Annotated in this window: 9 protein-coding genes; 1 reads left to right on the forward strand and 8 read right to left on the reverse strand. The window is 66.4% G+C overall.

The annotated features are described in order from the left end of the window. Both AC1D00_RS16065 and AC1D00_RS16070 read right to left on the reverse strand, forming a co-directional pair. Positions 1 to 347 (reverse strand): iron-containing alcohol dehydrogenase (locus tag AC1D00_RS16065; protein WP_477011349.1); only part of this gene is annotated, 347 nt, incomplete at its 3' end. Then, the gene (locus AC1D00_RS16070) at positions 344 to 667 is read right to left on the reverse strand and encodes a Dabb family protein (protein WP_477011350.1); all 324 of its coding nucleotides are present in this window, start codon (positions 665 to 667) and stop codon (positions 344 to 346) included. The genes AC1D00_RS16065 and AC1D00_RS16070, both read right to left, overlap by 4 nt. 108 nt (positions 668 to 775) lie before the next feature. Here AC1D00_RS16070 and AC1D00_RS16075 point away from each other — a divergent pair, with 108 nt between their 5' ends. After that, positions 776 to 1,699 carry a LysR family transcriptional regulator gene (locus tag AC1D00_RS16075; RefSeq protein WP_477011351.1) on the forward strand — a complete coding sequence of 308 codons (924 nt, stop codon included), beginning with the start codon at positions 776 to 778 and terminating at the stop codon, positions 1,697 to 1,699. Positions 1,700 to 1,762: 63 nt separating this feature from the next. On the opposite strand, the gene AC1D00_RS16080 is transcribed toward AC1D00_RS16075, so the two are convergent. The 6 genes from AC1D00_RS16080 to AC1D00_RS16105 all read right to left on the reverse strand — a co-directional run. Further along, on the reverse strand, positions 1,763 to 2,905 hold the full coding sequence (locus AC1D00_RS16080) for a caspase family protein (protein ID WP_477011352.1): 1,143 nt from the start codon (positions 2,903 to 2,905) through the stop codon (positions 1,763 to 1,765). 68 nt (positions 2,906 to 2,973) lie between these two features. Continuing rightward, entirely contained in the window at positions 2,974 to 4,122 is a 1,149-nt protein-coding gene (locus AC1D00_RS16085; protein ID WP_477011353.1) for an amidohydrolase, read from the reverse strand. Between the two features lie 207 nt (positions 4,123 to 4,329). Further along, on the reverse strand, positions 4,330 to 5,169 hold the full coding sequence (locus tag AC1D00_RS16090) for an alpha/beta fold hydrolase (protein WP_477011357.1): 840 nt from the start codon (positions 5,167 to 5,169) through the stop codon (positions 4,330 to 4,332). Between the two features lie 10 nt (positions 5,170 to 5,179). Beyond that, complete coding sequence (locus tag AC1D00_RS16095) at positions 5,180 to 6,373, reverse strand: M20/M25/M40 family metallo-hydrolase (protein WP_477011354.1); 1,194 nt, start codon at positions 6,371 to 6,373, stop codon at positions 5,180 to 5,182. 168 nt (positions 6,374 to 6,541) lie between these two features. Continuing rightward, positions 6,542 to 7,306, reverse strand: a complete 765-nt coding sequence (locus AC1D00_RS16100; protein WP_477011355.1) for an outer membrane protein — start codon at positions 7,304 to 7,306, stop codon at positions 6,542 to 6,544. A gap of 234 nt (positions 7,307 to 7,540) precedes the next feature. Continuing rightward, positions 7,541 to 8,261: MFS transporter (locus AC1D00_RS16105; RefSeq protein ID WP_477011356.1), on the reverse strand; the 721-nt coding region annotated here is incomplete at its 5' end.

Raw genomic sequence — 8,261 nt, forward strand, 5'->3', positions numbered from 1 at the left:
ATGAAGAGCTGATTGACGCCGGTGCGCAGTGCCAGCGCCTTGCCGAGGCCGGTGGTCGAGCCGCCGCCGAGCGAGACGACGCAGTCGGCATCGCACGCCTTCATCGACACGAGCGCCCGCTCGGTGACGTCGACCGGCGTATGCATGGTCGCGCCCGGAAAGATGCCGGCATAAAGCGGGCCGAGCGCTGCACCCAGGCTCTTGCCCTGGGCCTCCTGCTGCGGCGTCGTCAGCACCAGTGCGCGCTTGCCGCCGAGCCGCTCCACTTCGGCCTTGGCGCTGGCCAAGGTTCCGCTGCCGAACACGACGCGGCAGGGCAGGTTTTCAAAGGTGAACGAACCGATCATGCGCCGGTCCCTTTGATGGGATAATCGACCTGAAAGCGGCCGATCCGCAAGTCGCCGAGCGCCTCGCGCACGCGCAGATGCTCCGGGTGGGTGGCATAGGCCGCGAGCGCGGCCTGGTCGGCGAATTCGGAGAACAGCACGACGTCGCAGGCGTAATCGACAGCACTGACGTCGACCCCGACTTCGATGTGGGTGAGGCCGTCGATCCGGCCGCGCAGGCCCTCGAACAGGGTCTTGACCTTGGCCCGGGCGGCGGACCGCTCCTCGGCGGTCTCCCCGCGCAGCCGCCACATCACGATGTGCCTGATCGGGCCCGACATTTCCCAGTTTCCTCGCCTGTCATCTTGCTTGTGTTGGGGCCATTTTGGCTTGCGGGATACGGAAATAAAGGCCAATAATCGTAAGTCTCTTTTCCTAAAAGTGGAAGAATGGATCGCCTGCTGCAATTGGAGGTGTTCGCCAAGACGGCCGAGCTCGGCAGCCTGTCCAAGGCGGCCGAGGCCTTGCGCATGTCGAATGCGGCCGCGAGCCGCTATCTCAGCGCGCTCGAGGAGCGCCTCGCCGTTCGACTGATCGAGCGCAACACCCGCCGCTTGTGGCTGACGGAGGCGGGGCAGGAGCTGCTGGAGCGGTCGAGCCGGGTGCTGAGCGAACTTGCGGAAGCCGAGGACATCGTCAGCGATCGCGCGCTGTCGCCGCAGGGCATGCTGCGGGTCACGAGCTCGCTGTCCTTTGCGGTGATTTATCTCGCACCGATGCTGCCGGCGTTCCGCGCGCRCTATCCGAAGCTCAACATGCAGATCACCACCGCCAACCGCTATCCTGATTTCATCGAGGCGGGCATCGACGTGGCGATCCGGACGCGCGAGCAGGAGCCGGATTCGAACATCATCGTCCGCCGCATCGGCCAGATGCGCCSCGTGCTGGCGGCCGCACCCTCCTATCTCGCAAGTGCAGGCGAGCTGGAGCAGCCCGCCGATCTCGCGCGCCACAACATGCTCGTCTACAATCTGGCGAACGATCCCTATTCGCTGCGCCTGCGCAAAGGCAATGGCGCACAGACGGTCCGCATCACGCCGACGCTCGACAGCAATGACGGCCAGGTCATCCGCGGCGCGGCGCTGGCGGGTCTCGGCATCCTCATCCAGCCGCTCTACATCGTCCAGAGCGATATCGCGGCGGGCCGCCTCGTCCCGGTCCTGCTGGATTGGGAGCTGCCTCTGCTCACGATGAACATCGCCTACCAGAACCGTGCCGGGCTGCCGGCCAAAATCAGGGCCTTTTCCGACTTCCTCGTCACCCACATCCGCGAGCATTCGGAGCCGGGGATATGGATGGACGCGGCGAAGTAAGCGGCAGACACTGAAATCCCGACTGTTTCCGAGAAGGCATGGGGAGCACCAGCCGAGGCGCCTCTATTCGGCGCTGCGTTTCCAGGCGCCGGTGCCGAGCTTGCCGGTGATCACAGCCATCGCATCGTGGATCTCGTATGCGCCGCCGTCGCTATAGCCTGACAGGCCCCTGAGGGCACGCAACGTCCAGCGGCCGTTCGCGGCAGTGATCGTGCCTTCGTGCGGGCGAGCCGAGCGCTGCGGCTCGGCGTGGAATCTGTAGGTACCGTCGCCCATGATCTCCCAGATCCAGCGCGACTGGCCGCGGCCATTCGGCACCATGATTTCCCAGGTGCCGACCAGCGCGGGATCGATCGTCGACGACGGCCCGCGCGGCGCAGCAGGGGAGACGACGGCCGGAAGCGCCGCACCGTCGGCACCGGCGGGCGGCGGGCCAGCAAGGTAGATCGCCTTGCGTGACAGCGAACCATAGACGAACGGCTGCTGCTGGTTGCGGGTCGCCTCCATCACGTCGTCCCGGACATTGCGGAACATGAAGGTAACCTCGACACCAGGCGCCTCGATGTTGCGCAGGAGCGCCGCTGCAAACGGGCTGTTGCGCGCGTCCCCGTCAAGCGCCGTGGTGCCGTCGCGCGCGGCATAGGCGACGAGAACGTTACCGGTGGGCTCGATGCGGCCGAGCCCGCCCATCGTGGCCGCCCGTGTGGCGAGCGAGCGGTTCATCCTGACGGCAAAAGGATTGTCGCGGCAGGCGTCGAGGATGACGAGGCCGAGGCTCGTGGTATTGGACACCTGCAACATCACGCTTTGCAGGCTGATGGCTTCATTCGCCGCGTCCGTGTCTCGCTTCAGCGCTGCGTCGATCGGGATCAGCCAGTTCTCGCCGTTGATCTCCATGCCATGGCCGGCGAAATACAGGGCTGCCATGTCGGCGCCGGCGGCGTCGCGTCCCAATGCGATCAGGCCGCGGCGCATCTCATCGAAGCTGGCGTTGGTGGCCAGGGAGACGGTGAAGCCTAGCCGCTTCAGCGCCGCAGCGATGTCGCTCGCGTCGTTCGGCGGATTGAGCAGCGCGGGAACGTTGCCGTAGGCGCCGTTGCCGATGACCAGCGCGACCCGCCTGCCTTCCGCTGCCGCAGCCGTCGGCGCCGCGCCGGCAAACGCGGCTGCAGCCGTCAATCCCGAAACGAATTCGCGCCGATTCATCCGGATCTCGCGGGCTCGAACGAGCCTCTATCCTAGCGCAACCGGTCCGGGGGAGCCACGGGGCGTTCCTAGTTCGACGCCAGCGCCGTCTTGGCGACCTCGGCCATCCAGCCGGATGCCACGGGAAGGATCGCGTCGTTGAAATCATAGCGCGGGCCGTGCAGCTCGGCACCGTCGCGCAGTTCGCCGTTGCCGATCCAGACGAAGGCGCCCGGCCGCTTCTGGAGGTAGAAGGCGAAATCCTCGCCGGCCATGCTGGGCGCGAGGTCGCGCCTGACTTCGGCCCGCACCTTCTCCGCGGCAGCGCGCGCAAGGCTCGCCTCATCAGGCGTGTTGACCACGACGCCGACGCCCATCACGATCTCGGGCGTGACCTTGACGCCAAGGCTCGTGGCGATTCCGGCGCAGATCTCGCTGATCCGCGCGAGGAGGACGTCCTTGACCGCCTCGCGATGAAACCGCAGCGTGCCGCGGATGGTCACGCGTCCCGCGATCTGGTTCGGTGCGGTGCCGCCCTCGATCGTGCAGAGCGAGAGCACGGCGGTGTCGAGCGGATCGACGCTGCGCGACACGATCGACTGCAGCGCGACGATGAGATGGCCGGCCGCCATGACCGGATCGCGCGTCAGATGCGGCATGCCGGCGTGCCCGGCATGGCCCTCGATGGTGATGGTGACGCGCCCGCCGGAGGCCATGACGACGCCGTCATGGACCGCGATGGTGCCGGCGGCAAGGCCCGGCCAGTTGTGGAAGCCGAACACCCGGTCCATCGGAAAGCGCTCGAACAGCCCGGCCCCGACCATCGCGCGCGAGCCGCCATAGCCTTCCTCGGCCGGCTGGAAGATGAAATCGACCGTGCCGCTCCAGCTCGTGTCGGCGGCGAGCAGCGCCGCGGCGCCGAGCAGCGAGGCGGTGTGCCCGTCATGGCCGCAGGCATGCATCACGCCTGATGTATTCGAGGCATAGGGCAGGCCGGTATCCTCGGTGATCGGCAGCGCGTCCATGTCGGCGCGCAGGCCGACGCGGCCCTGCGCGTGCCCGCGCGTCAAGGTCGCGACGACGCCGTGGCCACCGACGCCAGCCTCGAAGGGAATGCCGAGCTCGGTGAGCCTGTCCTGCACGAAGGCCGCGGTCGCCTTCTCCTGGAGGGACAGCTCGGGATGCGCATGCAAATGGCGGCGCCACGCGGTCAGTTTCTGGTGCAGTTCGGGTGTCAAGGCGCGGCTCTCTCGAATGGTGTCAGCTAGCGGCCACTCTAGCCGATTATCCGCGCGGCGCATCAAGCCCCTTGGAATGCCTCGCGTGCAGCAATGCGGGCCCCCTCTGCCTGTCATTCCGGGCTCGCGACTTCGTCGCGCCCCGGAATGACGAGCAATGGGTATCACGCCAGCTTCGCCAGCCCGTTCCAGTCGCTGCGAGCGACATCAAGCGAAGAAACGACGCAGCTCTGCGGCGACACGGGTCGGATCGCCTTCGTTGTCTGCCGCGATGTGGCCGGTGCCCTTGAGTTCAATTCGTGTCGCGTTCGGCAGGATCGCAGTGAGAGCATCGACCCCGGCCTTGAGATAGCCCTGGCTGCGATCGCCACCGAGAAGCAGCGTTTTCGTGCCCAGGCTCCTGTAGCGATCGGGGTCGCCGGCCATCTCCTTGATGAGCTCGATATCGTAATGGACCAGCGGGATGAGCGTAGCCAGAGGTGGGCGATCGCCCGCGCTTGCATCTCGACGCAGGCGCATCACCATGGCGAAGAACGATCTCAGCACAGGCGCGGGGAGCTTTGTCATGATCCCGTTGTCGCCGGTGCCTTTGACCACGGCAACAAAGGCCGCGGCCAGGTCTTTCTTTGTCAGGGCCGCCTCGTAGTTCGAGGCCCAGTACCGTGGTTGGACCGAGCCGAACTCGAGCGGAGGCTCGTAAAGGGCAAGGCGTGAGATCGCCGGATTGACAAGCGCGGTGTGCAAGGCAACCAGCGCTCCGGAGCTGAGTGCAAACACATTGCGGGCTCCTGTCTCGGCGAGAAGCCGACCGAGATCGTGGATCTCGGTCGCCATGCAGTGATCGGGCCGGAAGGGGCCGCTCAGACCCCGACCTCGACGGTCCGGGATGATGACAGTAAAGCGGTCAGCCAGCGCTGCTCCGAGGTCGGCAAAGCTTGCTGCGCTCTGCAGCCCGCCATGGAGCAGCACAAGTCCGGGACCTGAACCGCGCTGTCGGTACCCAATGACGGTGCCGTCATTGGCGACAAACGATCTCTCAGAGCTCATGCGACGCGACTCACCGCATCGTTGCAAGCTGGAGCGCCAGCGCGCAGGCGCGGTCGTATTCGTCGAGATTGATCCATTCGTCGACCGTGTGCGCCTCGTTCTGCCCAGCGCCGAAGGTCACGGTCGGAACGCCGTGGCGGACCATCCAGTTCGCATCGAGGCCGCCATTGGCGGCGCGGACATTCGGGGTGCCGCCGACCGCGGACACCGCCTCGATTGCGCGTTTGACGACCGGCAGGTTGTCCTTCATGCGGAACGGATAATAGTCGGTCTCGGCCTTGAACTTGACCTTGCCGGACTTGCCCTGCGCGTTCGTCACCTTCTTGGCGGCCTTCTCGAACGCGGCCTTGTAGGCTTTGGTGATCTCCTTGAAGAACTTTCCGTCATGGCTGCGGCTTTCGCCGCGCACATGCACGTAGTCGGTGACGACGTTGGTGGCATCGCCCGCCGGGCGGCCCTCGCCGCCGGTGACCGGGCCGATATTGCTGGTGCCTTGCTGCTTGCCCTTCACCACCTTGCCGAACCAGCCGCCGGCCTTCGCGTCCGCGAGTGCCAGCGCCATGATCATGGTCGAGGAGATGCCGCGCTCGGGCGCGACGCCGGCGTGCGAGGCGCGGCCGAAGATCTCGACGGTCCAGCGGTCGGCCCCGACCGCGCCGATGATCACGTTGGAGGCCGAGCCGCCGTCATAGTTGAAGGCCATCACCGGCGAGCCGAGCTCGTCGAGCTTGACGTGGCGCGCGCCGTAGAGCCCGCTCTCCTCGCGCACGCAGAACAAAAGCGTGATCGGGGGATGATCGAGCTTTTGCTTGGCGAGCTCGGCGGCCAGCGTCACCAGCACGCCGCAGCCGCAGCGGTTGTCGCCGCCGAGCGCGGTCTTCGCTTCGTTGACGATCTTGCGGCCGGATTTCTTCGGCTTGGCGCCGGCGCACAGCGGCACGGTGTCCATGTGGGTCATGAACATGATGCGCGGCTGGTTGTGCAGCGCGCCGCGGCCCGGCAGGTCGACGATGAGGTTGCCGGTCTCGGTCGGCACCGGAATGCGGGTGTTGGCGTCGTCGAGCCGGATCGCCTTGGCCGGCACGCCGCTCTCCTTCAGCGCGGCCGTGAGCTCACGCCCGATCGCCGCCTCCTGTCCGGTGACGCCCTCGACAGAGAGGAAGCGCATGAGGCGATCGGTGGCGGCTTTGGTATCGACAGGCATGAGATGGTCCCTTGATGCACGGTACGTGTCAGCATCCTTCGCTGCGCCGTGTTTCGCAAGGCCTCTCGGACAGTCAGATGAAGCTGGGGCGGGGGCAGGGACGACCGCGTCAAAGCCACGGCCGCGGCGCGCCGACACGACGCGCCGCGGCCTCCTTCGGCACGCCAATCAGTATCGCGCGACGAGCGGGGCGAGGGCCGTATTGAATCGCCAGTTCACGCCGAGCATGACGGTTTGCATGTTCTGCCGGACGCTGACCGGGAAGAAGGGAGTGCCGGCACATGCGGGATTGCCGGAGCAGTTCAGGGTGTAGCCGTTCGTTCCAAAGTCGAAATAATTGTATTCGGCCTTCAACGACAGGTTTGGCAGCAGCGCATACTCGATACCGGCACCGACGACGAATCCCGCCACATCGCGCGAACCCTTGAAATCAACCGTGAAGGCGGCGAAATCGGTCTGCGTCATCTGATGGTTGAAGTGGGCGAAGGCGGCGCCGCCCTTGGCGTAGAACAGCACGCGATCGAAGGCGTAGCCGATGCGGCCCGTCGCGGTGGCGACGCGATCGAGCTGGGTCGTCAGCAGGAGGCCGACGCCGCCGCCCGGAATCAGTGTCGGGGTGGTGTCCTTCATGTCGGCCCAATCGAACTGGCCTTCGAGGCCGACCACGAGGGAGCCGACCTGATAATCGCAGCCCCCCTGCACACCAGCGAGCCAGCCGCTGTTGTGGTCGACATTGAATGTTATCCCGACAAGGGGCTGCTGCTCGTTGACCCCGCGACCGCCGCCGCCATTGCCGCCGACATAGCAACCGGTCCAGGAGAAGGCCGGGGCCGCAGGCGCCGCCTTGTACGGCATCGACACGTCCGCCGCCATGGCCGAGGTGAACGTCGAAACGGCCAGCGCGATGGCGCTGACAAGGGTCTTGGTGGTCATGGGAGGATCTTCCTTCAACTAACGGCAATGGCGCCTGAAGCGTATCGTGCGCGTCGGCATCGCACAGGCCAGCGACTTCATCTGATGAGTTGGCCGACTTCGCGATCTGGTCACAGTACGCGGCGAGGCACGCGGCGGCTGTAACCACCTCGCCACAGTGGAAATAACGGCCACTGCAGGTTGCGACTTTTCACAGAGGCTGGCGCGACAGGAAGAATCGGGAATTTCGCTGCTTCACGCAGTCCGCGTATACGCCAGGAAGATCAGCGTGCCGAAAAGGAGCGCTGCGGCCATGAACAGCAGCACTGCCGGCAGCCCCGCGAGCGCCGCCACCGCGCCGGTGAGCGACTGCATCAACGCCGCGCCGAGGAAGAAGGCGAGGTTGATCGCGGCGAGCGCCTTGCCCGCAACCTGCGCGTCGACCAGCTGCCTGGACATGCCGAACAGCAGCGGCTGCGCGGAGGTCGCGAGGCCAATCAGCACGAACAGCACCAAATCGTATTGCGGCGGCATCACGGCGACGCCGAACAGCGCGGAGACCGCAAAATGCGGCGCGCCGAGTGCCATCAGCGCCAGCAGCAACGCGCCGGCGAGATGCGAGCCGGCGACCAGTTCGCGGCGGCGGCCGAACCTGCGATCGATCATGCCGATGAGCAGCGGCCCCACGATCATCGCCAGCGTGAACGCACCGAGCTGGTTGCCGGCCTCGATCCGCGACAGTCCCTTGACGTCCATGAGCCACGGTCCGCCCCACAGGCCGCGCAGCACCAGCGAGGTCGCGAGCGACACCAGCGCCAGCGCGATCAGGCCACGCAGCGGCCGCGACAGGCCGAGCCTGAGCACCTCGATCATCTGCGACAGCGGCGAGGAATGGTCCTTGTGCTCGGCCGGCTGGTTCGGCACCAGTGCGAACACCGCGAGCGCGACTGCGACGCCGCCAGCTGCGGAGATCCAG

It is taken from the genome of Bradyrhizobium sp. P2_E8, from assembly GCF_056403875.1.